The organism is Luteimicrobium xylanilyticum (genome assembly GCF_009429125.1).
GTDB classification, from domain to species: Bacteria; Actinomycetota; Actinomycetes; order Actinomycetales; family Cellulomonadaceae; genus Luteimicrobium; species Luteimicrobium xylanilyticum.
This window is the reverse complement of sequence record NZ_CP045529.1, coordinates 360,382-380,942: the sequence shown is the minus strand read 5'-3', so window position 1 is coordinate 380,942 and position 20,561 is coordinate 360,382. Positions and strand designations below refer to the sequence as shown.

At 72.2% G+C, this 20,561-nt stretch carries 12 protein-coding genes; 4 read left to right on the top strand and 8 right to left on the bottom strand.

Annotation, left to right across the window (positions count from 1 at the left end):
- Positions 1-48 precede the first annotated feature (48 nt).
- Positions 49-582: a PH domain-containing protein gene (locus KDY119_RS01635; RefSeq protein ID WP_036954896.1), complete on the top strand. Its 534-nt coding sequence runs from the start codon at positions 49-51 to the stop codon at positions 580-582.
- A gap of 308 nt (positions 583-890) precedes the next feature.
- Here KDY119_RS01635 and KDY119_RS01630 read toward each other — a convergent pair whose 3' ends face one another.
- From KDY119_RS01630 to KDY119_RS01605, 6 genes are all read right to left on the bottom strand, one after another.
- A complete protein-coding gene (locus KDY119_RS01630) occupies positions 891-8,327 on the bottom strand; it encodes a DUF5979 domain-containing protein (protein WP_153021842.1) in 7,437 nt (2,478 codons plus the stop codon).
- A 249-nt stretch (positions 8,328-8,576) separates the two neighbouring features.
- Positions 8,577-10,466 carry an alkyl/aryl-sulfatase gene (locus KDY119_RS01625; protein WP_036954461.1) on the bottom strand — a complete coding sequence of 630 codons (1,890 nt, stop codon included), beginning with the start codon at positions 10,464-10,466 and terminating at the stop codon, positions 8,577-8,579.
- Positions 10,467-10,532: 66 nt separating this feature from the next.
- Positions 10,533-11,546, bottom strand: coding sequence for a TIGR00341 family protein (locus KDY119_RS01620; protein WP_036954458.1), 1,014 nt, complete (start codon positions 11,544-11,546; stop codon positions 10,533-10,535).
- 100 nt (positions 11,547-11,646) lie between these two features.
- Complete coding sequence (locus tag KDY119_RS01615; protein WP_036954455.1) at positions 11,647-13,539, bottom strand: alkyl/aryl-sulfatase; 1,893 nt, start codon at positions 13,537-13,539, stop codon at positions 11,647-11,649.
- Positions 13,540-13,610: 71 nt separating this feature from the next.
- Positions 13,611-16,253 carry a LuxR C-terminal-related transcriptional regulator gene (locus KDY119_RS01610; protein WP_153021841.1) on the bottom strand — a complete coding sequence of 881 codons (2,643 nt, stop codon included), beginning with the start codon at positions 16,251-16,253 and terminating at the stop codon, positions 13,611-13,613.
- Between the two features lie 78 nt (positions 16,254-16,331).
- Positions 16,332-17,000, bottom strand: a complete 669-nt coding sequence (locus KDY119_RS01605) for a GAP family protein (protein WP_036954446.1) — start codon at positions 16,998-17,000, stop codon at positions 16,332-16,334.
- 168 nt (positions 17,001-17,168) lie between these two features.
- Between KDY119_RS01605 and KDY119_RS01600 the strand changes: the two genes are divergently transcribed.
- Entirely contained in the window at positions 17,169-18,161 is a 993-nt protein-coding gene (locus KDY119_RS01600) for an XRE family transcriptional regulator (protein ID WP_153021840.1), read from the top strand.
- Positions 18,158-18,688: a HepT-like ribonuclease domain-containing protein gene (locus tag KDY119_RS01595; RefSeq protein WP_153021839.1), complete on the top strand. Its 531-nt coding sequence runs from the start codon at positions 18,158-18,160 to the stop codon at positions 18,686-18,688. Before KDY119_RS01600 ends, KDY119_RS01595 begins: the two co-directional genes overlap by 4 nt.
- Before the next feature lie 34 nt (positions 18,689-18,722).
- Here the strand turns inward: KDY119_RS01595 and KDY119_RS01590 are convergent, their stop codons facing one another.
- A complete protein-coding gene (locus KDY119_RS01590) occupies positions 18,723-19,655 on the bottom strand; it encodes a cation diffusion facilitator family transporter (RefSeq protein ID WP_036954893.1) in 933 nt (310 codons plus the stop codon).
- Positions 19,652-20,032: an ArsR/SmtB family transcription factor gene (locus KDY119_RS01585; RefSeq protein ID WP_036954438.1), complete on the bottom strand. Its 381-nt coding sequence runs from the start codon at positions 20,030-20,032 to the stop codon at positions 19,652-19,654. The genes KDY119_RS01590 and KDY119_RS01585 overlap by 4 nt, the downstream gene beginning before the upstream one ends.
- A gap of 126 nt (positions 20,033-20,158) precedes the next feature.
- Here KDY119_RS01585 and KDY119_RS01580 point away from each other — a divergent pair, with 126 nt between their 5' ends.
- On the top strand, positions 20,159-20,554 hold the full coding sequence (locus tag KDY119_RS01580) for a DUF7144 family membrane protein (protein ID WP_036954436.1): 396 nt from the start codon (positions 20,159-20,161) through the stop codon (positions 20,552-20,554).
- The last annotated feature ends 7 nt before the right edge of the window (positions 20,555-20,561 follow it).

The following is a 20,561-nucleotide window of genomic DNA, read 5'->3' as shown; positions in this document are numbered from 1 at the left end:
CCGGGGTGGTCCTCACACCGCTCGGGCGGATCTGGCACGATGCTCGCCATGAGCCTGAAGGACACCCACCTGACCGAGGGCGAGGACGTCGTCCTGGAGCTGCGCACGCACCTCAAGGCGTTGTTCTGGCCGATCGTGCTGCTCGTCGTCCTCGTCGCCGCGGTCGCCGTGACGGCCGCGCTAGGCGCGCCGGCGGTCGCCGTCGAGGTCGTGGCCGTCGTCGCGTTCCTGCTGGCCTGCCTCGTGGTGCTGCCGCGCTGGGCGCGCTGGCTCACGACGCGCTACGTCGTCACGACCAAGCGGATCCTCGTGCGCTCGGGCATCGTCACGCGCACGGGTCGCGACATCCCGCTGTACCGGATCAACGACGTCGCCTCCGAGCAGGGGCTGCTCGACCGGATGTTCGGCTGCGGGACGCTCGTGGTGTCCGACGCCAGCGAGAAGCCGGGCCTCGTCCTGCACGACGTCCCCCACGTCGACGACGTGCAGGTGCGCCTCCACGAGCTGCTCTTCGCGCACGACGACAACTCCGACGACGGCGAGTTCCCGCCCGGGGAGCCCCAGCGCCGTCGGGGCCGCTGACCTGCGTGAACGTGTCAAACGCTACCGTTGTGCGGCATCAAACCCTACCGTTCTTCAACTCCTCCCCCACCTGCCGGGTCGACCATGGTGGTGTCCCCCGATCCGGCTTTGAATCGGGGGAACAACGTCATGGTCGAGCGTGAGCCCGGCGGGTAGACACATGCTCGACGGCGTAGGAAGCACTCGCTCCCAGGGCCGGCTCCCGGCGCTCGGCGTCCGGTGCGAGAGATCGCCATCGGCACGACAAGGCGGATCCAGGGCGGACCGTGGCCGCTCACGCCCCGACAGATGAGGTCACAGGCGCCCTCTCACCCCTCCCGACGACGGCGGAGCAGCACCAGCCCGAGTCCCAGCCCGAGCAGCGCGAGCGCGGCCAGCGCGACCTGAGCGAGCGGAGCGCCGGTCGCCGCGAGCGGCGGGGTCGTCGTCCCCGAGCCACCCGGCCCGCCCGGGGTCCCCGGCTTGCCCGGCGTGGCCGGGTCGAACCGGTTGGTCACGGTGATCTCCAGAGGCTGCAGCTCGTCGGAGATCCCGACGACCGCGGCGTCGGCCACCGTCCCGTGGTCGACGGTCGACGCGTCGGCGCCGCCGTCCTTCGTCTCGGTCGCGAAGCACCGCGTGCCGAGCGGGAGCTTCACGGGGTTGCCGTCGGCGTCCTCGGCGGTGAGCGTCTCGCCGCCCTTGATCTTCACGGAGTCCGAGAAGAGCGTCAGCGGCCCGTCGCCTCCCGCGTCGTACTGGCAGGTCAGCTGGACCGTGAACGTCTTCTTCTTCACCGCGGCCGCCACGCCGTCGCCGGTGAGCTTCTTCGTCAGGGAGATCGTCCCGGCAGAGAACGGGTTGACGAGACCGGCCACGACGACCTGCATGTTGCCGTCGTCGTCGACGTCGGGGATGGTGACGGTCACCGGTGCGGGCGTCGAGTCGGCGCCACCGTCGTCCGTCTCCCGGACCACGCAGACCGCGCCCACGGGCAGCGGGCCGAGCACGTCGGACTCGAGCTCCGACGTCGTCCCGTCGCCCTCGAGCGTCACCGTCTGCTGGAAGGCGGCGTCGTCCCCGTCGAACGAGCACGTCACGTCGAACACGAAGGGCCCGACCGACGCCTCAGGAGCGCCAGGGCCGTCGACGAGCTTGGCGACCTGGAGGCCGCCCGCGCGGTACTCGTTGGTGATGCCGATGGTCACGGGGTCCTCGTCCGCCGGGCCGACCGTGACCGCGCCCGACTGCGACGGGTCGCCGTCGTCGGCCGGGGCGTAGGTCACGCCGGTCGCCGCGTGCGTGTCCGTCTCCTTCACACGGCACTCGGCGCCGACGAGCGCGTCGACGCTCGTCGTCTCCCCGGGCGTCACGGTCACGGTCTGCGGGAAGCCCGCGAGGGTCTCGCCGTCGGCGGTGCAGGTGACCTCCGCCTGGAAGCTGGCCGCCGCGAAGTCCGCCGCGTCGCCCGTGACGTCCTTCGTCAGGTGCAGGACGCCCGGGTCGAAGGTGTTGGTCACCGTCACCTCGGCGACGTCCTCGCCGGAGCCCACGACGACCGGCTCGTCGGGCGAGACCGACGTGGAGGTGGCACCGCCGTCGTCGGTCTCCGTGACGACGCACGACGAGCCCGTGGCGACGTGCTCGATCGTGTGCGTGAGCGGGTCGTCACCGCCGAGCGTCACGTCACCCGACCAGGTGGTGCGGGTGCCGCTCTCGTCGTCGAGCGTGCACTCGACGTGGACGGTGAACGGACCGGCGCCGTAGGTGTCGGCGGCGTCGCCCTCGACGTGCTTCACGATCCGCAGCGACCCGTCGGAGAACGCGTTGTGCACGACGTCGGTGTTGGTGCCGTCCGTCGTCGGCTCGAGCTCGACCGTGGCACTGTCGCCGTCGGCGGTGGACTCGTCGCCGCCGGCCGGCGTCACGTGGTGCGTCGTCGTGACGGCGCCGTGGGCGTCGTCCTCGGTCACCGTGCAGTCCGCGCCCGCGGGCAGACCCTCGAGGTGGAGGGTGTCGCCGTCGGCGATCGTCCCCTCCATCGGGTGGTCCGCGTCGTAGCCGTCCGCGTAGACCGGGTCGCCGAGGAACGTGCAGTCCACGGTCACGTGGAACGGCCCGTAGGCGACCGGGGTCCCGTCCTGGTCGACGGCCGACGAGTCGACGGACTTGGTCACGTCGAGGCTCGCCAGCTCGTAGTCGTTCGTCACGGTGACGAGCGGGATCGCCAGGGGGTCGTTCGTCGCGGTCACGTGGTTGACCTCGACGCCCGTCTGCCCGTTGTCACCCTCGCTCACCGTGCAGTCCGACCCGTACGGGATCCCGTCGACCGTGACCTCCTGGTCGGGCGTCAGGGTCTGGTGCGCGGCATCACCGAGCGGCACGTCCACGCCCACCGACGTGCACTCCACGGTCACCGGGAACGACGACGGCGCAAAGCCCGCGCCCGGACCTGTCACCTTCTTCACGATCCGGATCGAGCCGGTGGCCAGCGCCACCCCGACGCGCGCCGGCTCCTTCGGGAGCGTGAACTGCGTGTGCCCGTCCGGGTAGACGGCGCGGCCCGTGCCTGCCACGGTGTTGTACGCGTAGCTCGTCGCGCCCGTTCCCGGAGTCAGCGCGGGGGCGCGCATCGGTACGTCGAGCCCGATCGACTGACCCGGCATCAGACGGTTGTCGCCCAGGTACTGCACTGCTGCGCGGATGCCCGTGACGTCGGCGGGATCGACGCCGAGGTCCTGCAGCGTCGTCCCCTCGGGCCACTCGACCCAGTCGTCGCCGCACGGCACCGGCTGTCCGTTCACGATGTCGGTGAAGCACGGGGTCGGGTCGGTCGTGTACTCGATGACGAGATTCGCGACGGTCGGGTCGAACGCGCCGGCGGAGGTAGGCCGGGCACCGGTCAGGACCGGGGCCCACTGCGACCCGCGCTTGACGGCCGGGTCGAGCGCCAGGTGGTCGCCGACCGCCGGGAGCAGGTCGCCGCCCTCGACGATGTCCATCGGCAGGTTGCCGGAGTTGGTGTAGCCGAGGCGCCAGGTGATGTCGTCCCCGGGTGCCGTGACCGGGACGCACGGGCGCGCGTAGAAGCCGTCCAGGACCGGCTTGCACGCCGCCGGGTCGGCGGAGGTCGCGGGGTCCGTGGTGATCCCGAGGTTGGCTCCCGAGTCGGAGTCGTCCGCCTTGACCAGCTTGGTCATCGTGATCGCGCCACCCGCGGCCACCGTGTTGGTCGCCTCCGCGGTGCACGCGCCGTCCTCCGTGAGCGTGCCGTCACACTCGTCCCACGGGCGATCGGAGGTGATCCCGAACTCGTTGGTGAACTTCGTGTCCGCGGCGAGGCCGGTGCGGACGACCATCTTGAAGGTGATCGTGTAGGTCTCGCCGGGCTGGAGCGTGGTGCCGGACGGGAACGTGAAGGTCAGCGCGGTGGGACGGCTCGCCGCGTCGTCGGTCTCGTCCACGGCGACCTGGGTGGGGTCGACCGGCATGGCGTCCGCTGCCGACGAGTCCGGTGCCAGCGTGTAGGCGTAGCGGTCGGCGGCCTCGGTGTCGGGGTCGAAGACGAGCTGCGCTCCCTGGGCGTCGGTCGGCAGGGTGTCCGTGATGACCGGGTTGGAGATGGGGGCGGCACCCGTGTTCTTGACCGTGAGCGTGTACGGGAACGCCTGCCCCGGCTGCTCCGTGTCACCGTTCGGCGTCTTGACCACCTGGACGGCGTTCGTGAGGTGCACGTAGTCGATGTGCGCCGTCGCGTCGGCGGCGGCCGTGATCGGGTCGCCGTTCGCGTCGACCGCGGAGCTCGTCGCGTCGACCGTGATGTCGTCGGTCGCGCGGCCGGCCTGGGTCTCGCCGGGCGCCGGGGTATGACCGGCCTGGTCGGTCTGGACGGGGCCGCCCGTGTTGAGCGTCGCCCGACGCGTCACCTGGAACGAGACCCGCTGCGTGGGCGTGGCCGGGTTCTCCCAGTTCGCACCGTCCGCGCGGGTGTACGTGAAGCGCAGGCCCTGGACCTGGCCGGCGGTCACGCCACCCGGCAGGGCCGGGGTCGACGCGGCGACGCCCGTCTTCCACGAGCCACCCGTGAGCACGGGGTCACCGTCGTCACCGACGCTCCACGTGCCGCCCGTGTAGGCGTCGACCTGCACGCGGTTGATCCAGCCCGCGAAGGAGAAGCCCGCGAAGCCCGTGAAGTCGTACTGGTTCCAGAAGGTCGGCGAGTAGTCGGTCACGACCATCGAGACCGTGCGCGCCGGCCCGAGCGGCTGCCCGGTCAGGGTCACGGTGACCGGGCTGTCGTCACCCTCCGTCTGGCTCGCCGGGTCGAACGACTTCTCTGCGCGGACGTCGAGCGAACCGTTCACCAGGTCGATCGACGCCGTGTCGCTGTCCGAAGCCTCACGGATCGCGCCCGGGAAGTCGACGAGGTCCCGGCCCGTGGTCGTGGCCTGGTTGTCGACGGTGGCCGGTGCGGTCATTGGCGTGTCGTCGTCGCGGTGCGTGGCGCGCAGCTGCGTGTCGAACGTGACCGAGGCGACGTTGGTCGGTCCCCCGTCCGCCGCGTCGGTAGCAGAGTGGATCCGGCCGGTGTAGACGACGTCGAAGCCCACCGCGTCGAGAAGCTGGTCGCGCGTGAGGCCGAGCGCCCGCTCTCGTGTGAAGGTCTGGTCGGGGCCGTTCGCAAAGTGGACGGTCACGGCGACGTCGGTCGCGCCGAGGTCCGCCGGCGCCGTGATCGTCGCGAAGTGCGACAGGTTGAACGTGTCGAAGGGGTCGTGCGCGGCGTCGCCCGTCGGCTCGCTAATCGTGAGCGTGTCGAGCCGCGAGAGCGACCGGTTCGTCGCCTTGAGCGTCACCCGGCCCGACGGGTACGAGCCTGCGGGTGTCCCCGTGGCGGGTACCGCGAGCGGCCCGCCGGTCCAGGACTTCGCCAGGTCGACGACGAGGTTCGTCGGCACGATCGTGATCTCGTCTCCGTCCCGGTCCGTCACCGTGCTGCCGTCCGGGAAGGTCCCCGTCGCCTGCGCGACGTTGTCGACCACGCCCGCCTGGTCGGTGTTGAGGTCCGTGGTCGACAGGACGGGCTCCTCCGGCTCGTGCCGCGTCGTGTCCCTGAGCGCGAAGACGGGGTGGATCGCGCGGTCGTTCCCGGAGGAGCGCGCGACCCCGGCCCCGATCCCCGGCGTCCCCACGGACCCGTCACGGTGCGTGTCGCTCTCCTCGAACGTGAGCCGGAACGCGGTCGCGTCCGCGCGCTCCTTGTCCGTCAGCACGTAACCGGGGAACGTCCCGTCGCAGCTCGACGGGCATGGGTCGTCCGCCGCCTCGACCCACGCGCCGTCGACGTAGAGCTCGACGCTGGTGACCTTGTCGTACTTCAGGTGCGGGTCGTCAGCGGCCGTGATGGGGTCGATCCGCACCAGGTCGAAGGCGTCGAACACCGAGTCCTGGATCGGCTGCGTCGGGTCCGCCACGTCGCTCACGACGACGCTGTCGAGGTTCGAGAACCCGCCGGTCGACCAGTGCAGCGTCGCGCCGCGTTCGTCGCCGCTGCGTTCGGGCACGTTCGCCGGGTCGTCCCACGTCTTGTCGATGAGGTCACCTTCACCGGGCTCGACCTCGTGGAGCTGGACGTCGGCGCAGTCCTGCGAGTGCGCCGGGTCGGCGACCGTCGGGGCCGAGCCGTCGGTGCCGGCGCAGTTGCTCACGGTCGCGTCGGCGTTGTCGACGCCGGGCCGGACGACCGACGTGAAGTTCGGCGACAGCGACGTGCCCGGCGGGAACCCGTCGCAGCCGGCGGCGGGCGTGTAGACGAACTGGAGCCCGTGCGCGTCGATGTCCGCGGGGATCTGCGCGGAGAATCGCTGCGGTCCCGCGATGTCGGACATCCCCGGGACGGCCTCCCACGAGTCGCCGTCCCAGTAGTTCACCGTGAGGACCGCGCACTCCGGGATCTCCACGCTGTCGACCGACGTCGGCCGGAACGTGTCGAAGAAGTTCGGCGTCGCGGTCGGGTCCTCGGGGTCCTGGATCACGACGCGCTGCGCGTTCACCGTCGAGTCCGGGAACTCCTTCACCGTTCCCGTGAGGCCGGTCGTGACGTCCTGCCCCGGGAGCGCCGGCACGTCGTTCGGCGTGATCCGCTTCGTCGTCTCCGTCGCGAGGCGGTCGGCGAGCGTCGTGAGCGTGGCGTCGTCGGTGGCCTCGTCGCTCGTGGCCTCGCCGATCGCCGTCTGCGCCCCGACTTCGTTGGCGTGCGCCAGCGAGTCGGCGCTCTGGTCGGCGTCGGTGTCGACCGTGAACGGGAGCGTGGCCTCCGCGCCGGCATCGATCGCGCCTGTGAACGTCACGGAGAAGCCGGTGGGCGCGCAGCCGTCAGGCGGGTCGGGGAGCGTGTTCGTCGCGGTGGTGCTCTGGTCGTCGCCCGAGCATCCCGGACCCGTGTACACGATCGTCGCGCCGGTCGCGCCGGCCGGCCAGTCCACGCCATCGGTGAACCCGGTGAACGTCAGGGCGTTCTCACCCTCGAACGGGTTCGTGCCGCCGGTCGGTTCCGTGATGGTCAGCGAGTCGACCGCGACGTTGGACGTGTTGGTGGCGCCGATCGTCACCGTGCTCGGGTCGCCCGCGTGCACGGTGTCCGGGCTGAAGCTCTTCGTCACGGCGGCGTGCAGGTCGGGCGGGGTGATGACGTACGTGTCGTCGGCCGGGTCCGACGTCGCCGTGCCTTCGCCCAACCCCACCGTGGTCTGTGCGTCGTTCGTGACGGTGAACGGGTCGGTGAGGTCCGTGACGCCCTCACGCTGCTCGACGGTGAACGGGACGCTCGCGCTCGCGCCCGGCTCGATCCCGTTGCCTTCGGTGCTCGTGAACTCGTAGCGCAGTCCGCGGACGTCCGTCGGCTCGACGCCGTCGGGAAGCACGGCGGGCGGCGGCCCGGGGGTCCCCTCGACCCAGCCCTGGCCCTCGACGTACGCGGAGACGGTGACCTGCTCGGCGCCCGCCGGCATGGTGACGCCTCCGAGCGGGTTCGTCACGGCCAGGAGGTCGAACGGGTTCGGGTCGGCGGTCGGGTCGACCGGATCCTGGACGGTGAGCGAGTCCACGGGCACGTTGGAGCTGTTGGTCCCGGTGAGGGTGACGCCCGCCGTGGTACCTGGCCGAGCAGCCGCGCCCGTCGGCGTGATCTCCTTGGTGGTTCCCGCGGCGAGGCTCTGCTCGACCTGCGGCGTCACGTTCGCAGTCCCGTCCTTGTGCGCCGCGTTGTCGGCCGTCACGGTCGCGGTGTTCGTCAGCGTGGTCCCGTCGATGCTCGCCGGCGCGTCGGGCGAGAGGCGGACCGGGATGGTGACGGTGAGCGTCCGCCCGCTGAGCATGCCCGTGGTGCCGCTGCCGAGGTCCTGGTTGACGTCGACCGTGAGGGTGTTGGTCGCCTCGTCGTACGTCGGTGTGGCGCCGGGGATGTTGGACGTCGGCGTGCCGGCGAGCTCGATGTACTGAGGCAGTGGGTCCGTGAGGACGAAGTTCACGCACCCGGTCGCGCCCTGGCCGGTCGCCGAGCAGGTCACCTCGATCGTGTAGCTGAAGGTCTGGCCCGGCGTGACGTCCGTCGTGCTCGCGGACTTGGTGATCCCCATGCTCGCCGTGGGGTCGGTCGGGTCCGCCGCCTGGGCCGGGAGCGCTGCCCCCACGGCCGTCGTCGCGACCAGCGCGAGAGCGCCGACCATCGCCACCAGCCGGGAACGCCTCGTCCGCCGTACCGCCATGTGCCCACCTCTCAGCGCAGCATGCCGGCCCCACGGACCGGCGTGCCCCCCGTGCGCGGTGACCACCCGCCCCCTCGGGTCACCGCTTGCCTCGTGGACACCATGTCACCGTCAATTCCGGCCCGCGACCGATGGCCCCCGATTCACCCGGATGAGACATGTGGTCGATAACGGTATCGAAGAGGTTTTGTGCTGGTATGCGCGAGAAGGCCCGCGCGACGGCGTCGCGCGGGCCTTCTTGGAACACGACTACGGCGTGACGATCGCGAAGTCCGGGTCCCCGGGCGACAGGAGCCCCGCGAGCGTGTGCAGCACGGACACGTCCCCGGTGATCTCCGTGCCCGACGCCGCGAGCTTCTCGGGCGTGAGCCCCCCGCCCAGCGCGACCGCCGGGAGACCCCGCTTCGTCGTCGTGATCGTCACGTCGGCGTCCCCGCGCTGCGGCACCGCGCTGTACGTGAGCGCGCCGTTGGCGAGGCGGAGGCGGTACCGCTCGTCCACGTCGGTGAGCACGACGTCGATCGTGAACGACTCGTCCCAGGCGCGCGGCCCGTCGATCTGGATCGCGAGCGAGTCGAACAGCATGGCCGGCGTGAGCGCCCCGACGATGTCGGCGGACGCCGTCTGCGTCGGGGTGCCGAACGCACCGTCGCGCAGCTCGGTCGCGCCCGACAGGAAGAAGTCGCGCCAGGTCCCGTTCTCCGACCCGTACCCGAGCTGCTCGTACGTGTCGGCGAGGAGCTCGCGCGCCCCCGCGTGGTCGGGCTGCGCGAAGACCACGTGGTTGAGCACCTCCGCGACCCAGCGGTAGTCGCCCGACTCGAACGCGGGCCGCGCCTTCTCGACGACGGCGTCCGCGCCGCCCATGAAGTCCACGTACCGCTTCGCCTTCTCGACGGGCGGGTGCTCCCACAGGTGCGCGGGGTTCCCGTCGAACCAGCCCATATACCGCTGGTAGATCGCCTTGACGTTGTGGCTGACCGACCCGTAGTAGCCGCGCGCGTGCCAGGCGTTCTCGAGCGCGGGCGGGAGCTGGATGGTCTCGGCGATCTCCGGGCCGACGAGGCCCTGGTTGAGCATGCGGAGCGTCTGGTCGTGCAGGTAGGCGTACAGGTCGCGCTGCAGGCCGAGGAACTCGACGACCCGCTCGTTGCCCCAGGTGGGCCAGTGGTGCGACGCGAAGACGACCTCGACGTCACCGCCCCACAGGTCGATCGTCTCCGTGAGGTACTTCGACCACACGTGCGGGTCGCGCACGACGGCGCCGCGCAGGGTCAGCAGGTTGTGCAGGTTGTGCGTCGCGTCCTCCGCCGCGCACAGCGCCTTGCGGTCGGGGAAGTAGAAGAGCATCTCGGCCGGAGCCTCGGTGCCGGGCGCCAGCTGGAACACGATCCGGACGCCGTCGATGGTCAGCTCGTCGCCCGTCCTCGCGACGGACTCGGTGGGCTCGATCAGCGTGACCGTGCCGGTCGACGTCGTCTGGCCCAGCCCGGCACCGACGCCACCCTGCGGACCGCGGGCCAGGGCCGCGCCGTACATGTACCCCGCGCGGCGTCCCATCGCGGTCCCCGCGTACACGTTCTCGGCGATCGCCGGCTCGAGGAAGCCCTCCGGCGCGACGATCCGGACCGTGCCCGCGTCGACGTCCTCCTGGCTCGTGACACCCTTGACGCCTCCGAAGTGGTCGACGTGGCAGTGCGTGTAGATCACGGCGACGACGGGCCGGTCCCCGCGGTGCTCGCGGTACAGCGCCAGCGACGCCGCCGCGGTCTCGGCCGAGATGAGCGGGTCGATGACGATGACGCCGGTGTCGCCCTCGACGAAGCTGATGTTCGACAGGTCCTGACCGCGCACCTGGTAGATGCCGTCCGTGACCTCGAAGAGCCCCGCCGTCGCGACGAGCCGCGACTGGCGCCACAGGCTCGGGTTCACGGTGTCCGAGGCGTCGCCCTCGAGGAAGTCGTAGGTCCCGTCGTCCCAGACGACCCGGCCGTCGTCGGCCGTGGTGGGGCCCGCGAGCGGGGCGATCAGACCCCGCTGCGCGTCCTCGAAGTCCTGGGTGTCGGAGAACGGCAGGCGGGCCCGAAGGTCGGCCTGCTGCTGGATGATCGCCGGTGCGGCTGGCTTCGGAGTGCTCATACCCCTCAGGTTCGCGCTGATCGGCTCGGCCCGCCTCATGCCTCAGGGATGAGGCGAGCCTGCACGTCAGCCGGTGGTGCCGACGTCGAGCGTCTGGCCGAGCGTCGTGACGACGGTGACGTGCAGCCCGGGGACGGTGCGCGCGTCGAGCTGCTCGAGCAGGTCCTGCGTCGGAGGAACCGCGCCATCGGGCGTCTGGATCGCGATCCGCAGGTCCCGCCCGACGACGGTCACGTCGCTCACGGACGCGCCCGGCGTGGCGGCGATCCAGTCGTCGGCGACCTGCTCCGCGTGCCGGGAGTACGTCGAGACGACGGCCGTGAACGCCGAGTTCGCGACGAGCGGCAGGGCTACGAGCACGAGCAGCAGCCCGATCCCCACAGACGTGTGCCGGTTGCGGCGCTCACGCCGCTCCATGACCTCGGCCTTGTAGCCGGCGGCGGTGAAGGTGAGCGTGCCGGCCAGCACCATGGAGACGAGGTTCGACAGGAACAGGAACAGCGCCCCCACGGCCGCGGCGTACGACCCGTGGCCCAGGCACACCCCGACGACGGCGAGCGGCGGCACGAGCGAGATCGCGATCGCGACCCCGGGCAGGATCGCGGCGACGTCGCGCCGCGCGAGCGCGATGGACCCGGCGAAGCCGGTCGCGAGCGCCGTGAGGAGGTCGAAGATCCCGGGCGACGTGCGCCCGGTGATCTGCGAGTTGCCGACGAGCGCCGACGACGACGCCGGCAGGATCGCCGACGTGGCCGCCCCGATCACCACCACGACCACGACGCCTCCGAGCACGAACAACAGCGAGTGCGCCACGAGCTTCGACGAGCCCCGGGTGAGCCCGAGCGCGACTCCCATGATCGGCGTCGAGAGCGGGGCGATGATCATCGCCCCGATCACGGTCGCCGTGGAGTCGGTGATGATGCCGGCGGATGCGATGACGGCCGACAGCACGAGCATGGTCCAGAACGCCGAGCGCTTGGCCTGCACCTCCCCGGCCCCGAGGTCGAGGTCGGCGGTGAGCTGGTCGAGGGTGCGTCGCTGCGACTCGGGCAGGACGTACGAGAGCGGACCGTGCGCCATGCCGGAACACTGGCACGACCAGGCCCTGCGACCGGCTCGACACTCCGGACGCGCCGACGGCCCGCCCCCGGCGAGCAGGGCGGGCCGTCGGGTGACTGCCTCAGGGGGTGACGATGGAGAAGTCCGGGTCGCCCGGGTCGAGGAGCCCCGCGAGCCGCGCCAGCACGGACGCGTCGCCGCTGAGCTCGATGCCCGCCGCGGCGAGGCCCTCGGCCGAGAGCCCGCCCGTCGCGAGCGCCGGGAGCGCGCGTGACGTCGTCGTGAGCGTGGCGTCGGCGTCGCCCTTCTGGGGCGCGCCGCTGCGGGTGAGCGCACCGTTGGCGAGGCGGAGGCGGTAGCGCTTGTCGACATCGGTGAGCACGACGTCGATCGTCAGCTTCTCGTCCCACGCCCGCGGCCCGTCGATCTGGATCGCGATGGCGTCGAACAGCATCTCCGGGGTGAGCGCCGAGATCACGTCCGGCGACGCCGAGACCGTCGGGGTGCCGAACTTGCCGTCCCGCAGCTCCGTGGCGCCCGACAGGAAGATGTTGCGCCACACGCCGTTCTCGGCCCCGTAGCCGAGCTGCTCGAGCGTATCGGCCAGGAGCCCCCGCGCTGCGGCGTGGTCCGGCTCGGCGAACACAGCGTGGCTCAGGACCTCCGCGGCCCACCGGAAGTCACCGGAGTCGAACGCCTGCTGGGCGTTCGCGACGATCGCGTCGACACCGCCGGCGAGCTCGACGTACCGCTTGCCCTGCCCCGTCGGCGGGTGCTGCCACAGGTGGGCCGGGTTGCCGTCGTAGAAGCCCATGTAGCGCTGGTAGATCGCCCGGACGTCGTGGCTGACCGAGCCGTAGTAGCCGCGGGCGTGCCAGGCGTTCTCGAGGACCGGCGGGAGCTGGATCGCCTCGGCGATCTCCGGGCCCGTCAGGCCCTGGTTGAGCATCCGCAGCGTCTGGTCGTGCAGGTAGGCGTACAGGTCGCGCTGCTCCGACAGGAACGTCACCACACGCTCATTGTCCCAGGTCGGCCAGTGGTGGGACGCGAACACGACCTCCACGTCGTCGCCCCACAGGTCGATCGTCTCGGTGAGGTAGTTCGTCCACGCGTGGGCGTCGCGGACGAGCGCCCCCCGCAGGGTCAGCAGGTTGTGCAGGGTGTGGGTCGCGTCCTCGGCGGCGCACAGCGCCTTGCGGTCCGGGAAGTACACGAGGAACTCGGCCGGGGCCTCGGTCCCGGGCGCCATCTGGAAGACCATCCTCACGCCGTCGACGGTCTCCTCCTGTCCCGTCTCCGTGATGTCGAGCGTCGGGTGGATGAGCGTGATGTTGCCGGTCGCGACCGTCTGCGCGAGCCCGGTGCTGATCTGGCCCTGCGGGCCGCGCGCGAGGGCGGCCCCGAACATGTACGCGGACCGGCGCGCCATCGCGGTGCCGGCGTACACGTTCTCCGACGCGGCGTGCTCCGTGAAGTCCGCGGGCGCGATGATCGGCACCCTCCCGGAGTCGACGTCCTCCTGGGACACGATCCCGCGGACGCCGCCGAAGTGGTCCACGTGCGGGTGCGTGTACAGGACGCCCGTGACGGGCCGGTCGCCCCGGTGCTCGCGGTAGAGCGCGAGCGCCGCGGCGCACGTCTCCTCCGTGACGAGCGGGTCGAGGACGAGCACGCCCTTCTCCCCCTCGATGAACGACACGTTCGACAGGTCGAAACCACGCACCTGGTAGATGCCGGGCACGACCTCGAACAGCCCCTGGACGGCGTTGAGCTGCGCCTGGCGCCACAGGCTCGGGTTCACGGTGTCGGGGGCGTCGCCCTGCAGGAAGTCGTAGGTGTCGTTGTCCCAGACGACGGTCCCCTCGGCGTTGCGGATCGCGTTGGGCTCCCGGCGACCGAGGAGGCCCCGGTTCGCGTCGTCGAAGTCCTGGGTGCTCGAGAACGGCAGGCTCTGCAGGAGCGCCTCGTTCTGCCGGATGATCGCCGGCTGTACCGGCTTGGGTGCGGTGGCCATGGGCCCACGATCCCAGCGACACCGCCGCTCGTCGCCCCCTGGGGCGACGAATCATCCTCAACGGATGAGGACTACTCGAGCAGCCCGGCCGCGAGCGCCGCCTGGAGCGCCTCGCGCCGCCCGCGCACCCCGAGCTTGCGGTAGATCGAGCGGGTGTGCGTCTTGACGGTGTTGACCGACAGGAACAGCGCGGCCGCGATCTCGACCGTGGACCGGCTGGAGCGCAGCTCGCGCAGCACCTCGAGCTCGCGCGCCGACAGCTCCTTCGCGACGACCGGCTGCCGGGTCGGGCGCGGTCCGTCCCGCTCGGCGAGGAACTCGCGCACGAGCTCGGCGTGCCGGGTGCCGCGCGCGAGGTGGTCGCGGAGCAGCGGGCCGACGTCGTCGCGCTCGGCGAAGGGCCGACGGATCCCGCGGTCGGCGGCGTGGTCGAGCGCCCGCGCGAGGTGGCCGTGCGCGGAACCCACGTCGCCCTGCCCCCACGCCAGCATCGCGGCGGTCAGCTCCCAGTTCACGGACAGCTGCGCCCCGCGCTGCGCCTCGTCGACCTGCGCGAGCGACCGCCATGCGTCGTCGGGCCGGTCGGCACGCCGGTACACCTCGGCCGCCCAGACGTGGCTGACGACAAGCCGGGGTCCCGCGGGGAGCCGATCGAGCGCCTCGGCGCCGAACCTGGCTCGGCCACCGAGCGCCTGGTCGAGCGCCTCGATCACGGCCGCGCAGTCGACGACAGCCGGGGACGCCGCGGCGTCGGGCGCCAGCACGATCGCACGCGCCCGGAGCAGCCCGCCCCTGTCCCCGAGCCCGACGCACGACGCCATGAGCGCCGCGCCCGCGCGGGACCGTGCGACCACCGCGCTCGGCGGCAGCGCCGCGAGCCCGGCCTCGAGGTGGCGGCACGCGTCCTCGAGCCGGTCCCGCATGTAGCTGACGAACCCCCGGACCACGTGCGGGCTCGCGAGGAGCTCCGGCGAGCGCCAGCCCGCGGCGACCGCGCGCGCCTCGACCTCGTCGGCGGTCCGCCACGCCCCTTCCAGGTCGCCCGTACCGAGCAGCGGGAGCGCGCTCTCCGCGAGGCAGGCGAGCTCGAGGGCGGTCAGCCCGTGCTCCGCGGCGACCGCCGCACCCCTCCGCAGATGGTCGAGCGAGCGCGCGTCGTCGTACTCGCTGTACGCCTCCGCCCGACCGACGAGGTAGTACGCGAACGCGACGCCGAGCGGTCTGAGGTCGTCGCTGCGCCCTAGGATCGTGCGCCCCCGCTCGACGGCATCGGTGAGCCCGACGCGCGGGGCGAGGTACAGCTCGACGAGGGTGACGGTGGTCCGAACGGCGAGGGCGCGGTCGTCGGGCAGCTCGGCGAGCGTCCGACGGGTGTGCGCGAGATGGTCCGCGGCCAGGTCCGGCTTGCCCTCGACGGCGCACACCGCCGCCTCCACGACCGCGAGCTCCGGACCGTCGCGCCAGAGCGAGGGCACGCGGCCCAGCATCGCGCGCACGGTCTCGTGCTCGCCCGCGACGAGGTGGTCCGCCCACCGGTCCCGGAGGAGGCTCGCTGCCAGCTCCCCGTCATCGGCCGCCGTCGCATGAGCCACCGCGGCCGCGAGGTCGACGTCCGCGCACGCCCGGGCCAGCACGCGGTGCGTCTCCCGATACGCCTCGGGGTCGGTGCGACGCAGGATCACCTGGCACTGCGCCGCGAACAAGGCGTGCCACCGCAGGACGGGCGCGTCCTCGGCGCCGCCCACGGCCGCGAGGAAGAGCTCCCGACGTCGGCATTCCTCGAGGAGCGCCGGACCCTCCGGTCCGCCGACGAGCGCGGCGGTACCGGCGTCCACGGTCTCGGCGCAGACGGCCCGCAGCACGAAGGCCGCGAGCGCGGGCGGGAGCACACGCAGCACCTCCTCGACGAGGTAGTCCGCCAGCGGGACGTCCGCGCGTCCCATGGCCGCGAGCACCGCTGCGGGGCGCGGGCCGTCGTCGGTCGCTCCGCGCAGGGCCGTGAGCGTGAGGCGCAGAGCGACGGGCCAGCCGGCCGTGAGCTCGCGCAGCCGGTCCGTGTCGGCGTCGTCGAGGGGCGTGGGCTCCGCCCCGGCGAGCGTGCCGGTCTCGGCCTGGTCGAACGCCAGCTCGTCCTGACGCAGCTCGCCGAGCACACCCGCGTCCCGCAGACGCCGCAGCGGCAGCGCCGGGTCCGACCGGCTCGCCAGGATCAGCCGGACATTCGAGGGCAGCCTTTCGACCATCGTCGACACGACCTCGGCGGAACCCTTCGAGCTCAGCTCGTGGACGTCGTCGAGCACGAGGACGAGCTCCGTGCCGAGCGCTCCCAACGCGTCGAGGAGCGCGGCGACGTGCGCGCCCGCCAGCCGCTCCCCGAGAGCGGGCGGCGCGAGCGCGTCCAGCGCCGGCGACGGCCCCGACACCCGGCGTAGCGCGTCGAGCAGGCCGCGGTGCAGCCGGGCGGGGTCGTCGTCGAAGCGGTCCAGGGAGAGCCAGGCGACGGAGGTGGAGGCCGACGGCGCCCACGTGGCGAGCGCCGTCGTCTTGCCCGACCCGGCCGGCGCGACCACCAGCGTCAGCGGGTGGGCGGCGACGAGAGCGTCGAGACGGGCGTCCAGCCGGGGGCGAGGCACGACGGCGGCCGCCGGGGAAGGGACGCTGACGCGTGCCCGGGGCTGCCTCGCCTCGGGCACGGGTGTCCCGTCCGTGGCCATCCCGCCACCCTAGGAGAAGGGAGCCCCGCCGAACAGGGGCGACGCCCCGCGCGCCTGGCGAGGACCGCTGGCGGCCCTTCAGATCGCGGTGATGCCGTCCCCGATCATCTTCACGCCGATGACCAGCAGCAGGATCGCCATGATCACGGCGTTGTTGTGGATCATCCAGGTCTTCAGCTCGTCGAGGATCTTCGCGGCGCGGCTCCCCATCGAGAGGTAGACGACGACGGGCGCGATCACGCCGAGCGACGCGATCACCGTGAAGACGACCAACGCGTCGAGCTGGGTGCCCGTGCTGCCGGGAGCGGCGGCGGAGATCGCCGCGGCACCGGAGACGACGAGCAGCAGGTTCTTCGGGTTGACCGCCCCGAGAAGGACGGCCAGGCCGAACGCGGTCGGCGGCTTGAAGGTGTCGATCGCGCTCATCCACTTGGGCGTCGGCGGCTCGGCGTCACCCTTCGGGCGACCCGACCACTGCCGGAACGCCACGAAGAGCAGCAGGAGGCCGAGGACGATCTTGACCCAGGCCACCCAGCCGGGCTGGTCGTCGCTCGGGGTCGCCGCCCCCGCCACGAGGATCACGATCGCGCCGAGCACGTAGATCCCGACGAGCCACCCGAGCAGGAAGGAGAGCGCGTTCGCCTTGGCGCGCGGCGTGACGAGCATGAGCACGACGGCGACGATCGGCAGCGGGCTGACGAGCACGCCGACCGCCACCGGCAGGGACTGTCCGATCGCAGCACCCACGCGAGCCTCCTCGATGACGCGCGGGCGACCCGGTGCCGGCCCGACGACGTCCTCCTACCGTGCCCGGCCGCCGTCGGGCGCGCCTCATCCCCCGCGGATGAACCGTGCGGGTCCGCGAAACGCGCGCGAGCCCTCGTGCGCGCGCCGCGCGAGTCGTAGGTCGGCGAAATGACGAAGCCCGCCAGCTCGTTGCCGACGTTCGACTTCGCGGCCTTCACCGCCGCCCTGAACGCGCGTCGCCGCGAGGCCGGCCGTGACTGGTACCAGCTGGCGGACGACCTGTGGAACCAGTCGTCGGACCTGACCACCGCCCTCGACGAGGGTCACACCATGTGCGGCGGGGGCTCTGTCCCGGCTGCCGAGCCGGAACGACACCTCCTGCCAGTACGCGCGCTGCGCTGGATGGACCGGGCACCGAAGGACTTCCTGGTCGGACCGGTCGTCGACGTCGGTGACACCCGCCTGCCGCAGGCCGACTCCGACAGCCGCCTCCGCTGGGACCTCGCCGAGCTCTACGCCGTCGTGGACGATCAGCGGCGCGACCGTCGCCTGATCTGGACCGCCCTCGCCGCACAGCTGGAGTGCACGCCTGCCCGGCTGACGCACCTGCGCACCGCCCGCCAGGCCGACCTGGCGCTCGTCGTGCGGCTGGCCCAATGGGTGCACCGACCCGCGGCGTCATCGCAGATTCGCTATGGTAGATGCGTGGGCACCTTCGGCGAGTTTCTTCGCGCACGACGATCGGCGGCAGGGCTGACCCAGCAGCGCCTCGCCGAGATCAGCGGGGTCCAGCAATCGACGATCGCAGCGATCGAACGCGGGCGGCGCGGGCCGTCGGACGAGGCTCGCCGGCGACTGTCGGCCGCCCTCCACGTCCGGCCACGGCTCCTCCTCCTCAACCGGCGTCGCGACGTCGTGGCCACGGCAGCCGATCGCGGACTGCGGGACGTCAAGGTCTTCGGGTCGATCGCGCGTGGCGAGGACACCCCCTACTCCGACGTCGACCTCATGGCGACGTATCCACCCGGCTTCGACCTCGTCGACAAGGCCGAGCTGATCGCCGAGCTCGAGCAACTCCTCACGGTGCACGTGGACCTCGTCTCGCGGACCTCCAGCGGAGCCGCGGCCGCCGAAGCCCGCAACGAAGCGGTCGCCCTGTGACCGAGGGCGCCGGCCGGTACCTTCGCGACGAGGCCGACTACGCAACCGACGACGAGGAGCGGACATATCGCGAGGACCGCGGCTACCCGAAGAACGCACGGCCCTTCTCGAGCCAGCAGACGGTGCGACGCCTGAGCGACCTGCTCGACGTGGCCGACCGCTGCGCGCAGATCGTCCGACGCGGCGAGCCCACCTTCTTCGCCGACGAGATCGACGGCGAGCTCCTTCGAGCGGCGGCCGAGCGCTACCTCATCAGCATCGGGACGGTCGTCGAGAAGCTTCACAGCGACTACAAAGACGCTCTCCCCGACGTCCCGTGGCGTGCTGTGACGGCCATGCGCAACCTCATCGCGCACCACTACGACAAGGTCGACGACGAGGTCGTCTGGCAGTCCATCTCGCGTCGCGTCCCCGAGTTGGTCGACGCACTGGGCCTCACCGGAGGCGTCTGCGACGCCGTGCTGCCGCCCCATCTCCGCAACCAGGCGCTGCGCCCGTCCGACCCGTTCCCTGGTTCGACGCCGTAGCGCCACCCGTCGACCGCCCAGGCGGCGAAGCTGCTCAGGGGTGGCCCGGCGCCTCGTGGGCGGCGTGGCTCGCCGGCTCGAGCTGGAACGTCGAGTGCTCGACGGGCACGTCGAAGCGGGTCGCGACGCAGTCCTGGAGCGCGTCGAGGATCTGCGGCGCGTGGCCGTCCCGGAAGCACCCCGAGTCGACGACGACGTGCGCGCTCAGCGTCGGCAGCCCGGTCGCGATGAGGGACGCGTGCAGGTCGTGGACGTCGCGCACGTGCTCGACCTCGAGCAGCCGGGCGCGGACCTCGTCGAGGTCGAGGCCGGCCGGGGTGGTCTCGAGCAGCACCGAGGTGGTCTCGCGGAGCAGCACGAACGCCCGCGGCAGGATCAGCACCCCGATCACGAGACCAGCGACCGCGTCGGCCCGGTACCAGCCCGTCGTCGCGATCACGACTGCCGCGACGATCACACCCACCGACCCGAGCGCGTCGTTCAGCACCTCGAGGAACGCCGCCCGCAGGTTGAGGCTCGCGGACCGCCCGCCGCTCAGCACCGCGAGCGACACGAGGTTCCCCACGAGCCCGACGACGCCGAACACGACCAGCGCGGTCGACGGCACCTCGGGCGGGTGGAGCAGGCGCAGGACGCCCTCCACCAGCACGTACACCCCGACCGCGAGGAGCACCGCCGACTGCGCGAGGGCCGCGAGGACCTCGAGGCGACGCATCCCCCAGGTGCGCCGCGCCGTCGGCGGCCGGAGCACGAGCCGGGACGCGACGAGCGCCACGAGCAGGCCGCCCGCGTCGGTGAGCATGTGCGCGGTGTCGACGAGCAGCGCGAGGCTGCCCGTGATCAGGGCTCCGACGGCTTCGGCGACGAGGATCGCCGTCGTGATCCCGAGCGCGACGGCGAGGCGGCGCCAGTGCGCGCCGTCGGCGACGTCGCCCGGGCCGTGCGCGTGGTCGTGGGCGTGGCTCACCGGACGGCCCGCGCGGCCGGGACGCTCGCGCACTCCAGGACCGCGAAGCCCGTCGCGTCGAGGAGCCGCAGGGTCGCGTCGAGGAGGCCGCGCACGAGGTCCGGGTGGGCGAGCCGGTACTCGACGGCGCGGCCGACCGGGCGGGCCTCGACGAGTCCGCACTCGCGCAGGCAGGCGACGTGGGCGCTCACGGTGCTCTGGGCGAGGCCGAGGTGCTCGACGAGGTCGCGGACGCGGTGGGGGCCCTCGAACAGGTGCTGCAGGATCGTCAGCCGGGCCGGCTCGCCGGCGGCGCGCAGGAGCGCGCTGACGGCCTCGGGAGCGTCGAGCCCCCCGTCGCGAACGCCGGAATCGTCCACAGCCGATGTCATCGCCATACGACGATGATAGCCAGCGCCTCATCCCCGACGGATGAGGCGCCAGCCCCCTGGTCGCGCCACCGTGAAGAGGTACGCACGACGACCGCCGCCCGCGACCTGCCGGCGGCACCGAGGGGAGGAACCATGGCACAGAGGGTCACCGGCTGGGTCGGGTGGATCTGGTTCGCCGGCATCGTCATGTTCATCGCAGGGACCTGGAACTTCTTCTACGGTCTCGCCGCCGTGCTCGGCCCCGACAAGGGCTACGTCGCGGCGAACGGCAAGCTGCTCATCCTCAACATCAACGGGTGGGGCTGGGCGCACCTGATCTTCGGGATCGTGCTCGCGATCGTCGGCCTCGTCGTCCTGAGCGGTGCGGCGTGGGCGCGGATCCTCGCGATCCTCCTCGTCGCGCTGAACCTCATCACCCAGTTCATCTGGCTACCGGTCCAGCCCTGGTGGTCGCTGCTCGTGATCGTCCTGGACTTCTTCGTGATCTGGGCGCTGATCGTCCACGGCGACGAGGCCGAGCGGGTCTGAGACCGGC

Bases quoted from the DNA above. Each gene is read 5' to 3' on its own strand.
- KDY119_RS01635 (WP_036954896.1), top strand. From the start codon at position 49: ATGAGCCTGAAGGACACCCACCTGACCGAGGGCGAGGACGTCGTCCTG.
- KDY119_RS01630 (WP_153021842.1), bottom strand. From the start codon at position 8,327: ATGGCGGTACGGCGGACGAGGCGTTCCCGGCTGGTGGCGATGGTCGGC.
- KDY119_RS01625 (WP_036954461.1), bottom strand. From the start codon at position 10,466: ATGAGCACTCCGAAGCCAGCCGCACCGGCGATCATCCAGCAGCAGGCC.
- KDY119_RS01620 (WP_036954458.1), bottom strand. From the start codon at position 11,546: ATGGCGCACGGTCCGCTCTCGTACGTCCTGCCCGAGTCGCAGCGACGC.
- KDY119_RS01615 (WP_036954455.1), bottom strand. From the start codon at position 13,539: ATGGCCACCGCACCCAAGCCGGTACAGCCGGCGATCATCCGGCAGAAC.
- KDY119_RS01610 (WP_153021841.1), bottom strand. From the start codon at position 16,253: ATGGCCACGGACGGGACACCCGTGCCCGAGGCGAGGCAGCCCCGGGCA.
- KDY119_RS01600 (WP_153021840.1), top strand. From the start codon at position 17,169: ATGACGAAGCCCGCCAGCTCGTTGCCGACGTTCGACTTCGCGGCCTTC.
- KDY119_RS01585 (WP_036954438.1), bottom strand. From the start codon at position 20,032: ATGGCGATGACATCGGCTGTGGACGATTCCGGCGTTCGCGACGGGGGG.
- KDY119_RS01580 (WP_036954436.1), top strand. From the start codon at position 20,159: ATGGCACAGAGGGTCACCGGCTGGGTCGGGTGGATCTGGTTCGCCGGC.